Annotated in this window: 1 protein-coding gene; it reads left to right on the forward strand. The window is 45.8% G+C overall.

Going from position 1 to position 1,095, the window contains the following annotated elements; all coding sequences use genetic code 11:
* Positions 1-45: 45 nt before the first annotated feature.
* Positions 46-903 carry an ABC transporter permease gene (locus tag FPZ49_RS35245; protein ID WP_391563914.1) on the forward strand — a complete coding sequence of 286 codons (858 nt, stop codon included), beginning with the start codon at positions 46-48 and terminating at the stop codon, positions 901-903.
* Positions 904-1,095 lie beyond the last annotated feature (192 nt).

Consider the following 1,095-nt stretch of genomic DNA (forward strand, 5'->3'; position numbering starts at 1 on the left):
AGCCAGGGCTGGAGGGCGTTGGTAAAAAATAAGTATTTACTTTTGATGGCCCTGCCCGGAATTTTATACTTTGTTCTATTTAAATACTTGCCGATGTGGGGAATTCTGATTGCCTTTCAAAATTTTTCCCCTTACTTGGGTCTGTGGAAAAGCCATTGGGTAGGTTTCGAACATTTCCAACGCTTTTTCTCCAACCCGGATTTTTGGATGCTGCTGCGTAATACCATGGCCATCAATTTATTGAAACTGATTTTCTTCTTCCCAACCCCGATCATTCTATCATTGCTCTTAAATGAAGTCAGATTGATGGCATACAAACGGGTGATTCAATCGATTTTGTATATGCCGCATTTCTTGTCGTGGGTCATTATCGCAGGCATCACATTTTTGATGTGCTCGAAAGGTACGGGAATCATCAACAAGCTGCTGGTTGCTTTCGGTTATGACAAAATCGATTTCTTGACCAATCCCGATTTATTTTGGGTGATGCTCGTCATCCAGAATATGTGGAAAGATGCCGGATGGGGAACGATTATTTTTCTTGCCGCCATAGCCGGTGCCGATCCTCAATTATACGAGGCAGCCAAAATCGACGGGGCCAACCGGCTTCGGCAAATGTGGCACGTGACCCTGCCCGCGATCCGTCCGGTGATCGTCATTCTGTTTATTCTTCGGATCGGGGAAATTATGGATGTCGGTTTCGAGCAAGTATTTCTGATGATGAATGGCGCTGTCACGAACGTAGCCGAGGTGTTCGATACCTACGTTTATCGCGTGGGGGTGCAGCAAGGACAATTCAGCTTCAGCACGGCGGCAGGCCTGTTTAAATCCGTAATCGGATTTCTGCTGGTCATCCTGGCTAACAAATTCGCAAAAAAAATGGGTGAAGACGGCGTTTATTAACCATTGAGGAGGTGACTCCATGAAAGCTTTGAGAGGAATCGGATTATTCTCCGTCTGCAATTCATTGGTATTGGGGCTTTGCGGATTATCCGCACTCTTTCCGCTGTATTATGTATTCGCAGTCTCTTTTACGACCCCCGAAGAGTATCTTTCCAGAAGCATCATCTTGTTTCCGCACCATTGGTCCTTGGC

Origin of the sequence: Paenibacillus cremeus, assembly GCF_007786445.1 — a bacterium.
Taxonomy (GTDB): domain Bacteria; phylum Bacillota; class Bacilli; order Paenibacillales; family NBRC-103111; genus Paenibacillus_G; species Paenibacillus_G cremeus.

Coding starts and splice junctions, on each gene's coding strand:
- FPZ49_RS35245 (WP_391563914.1), top strand. CDS start 46: ATGGCCCTGCCCGGAATTTTATACTTTGTTCTATTTAAATACTTGCCG.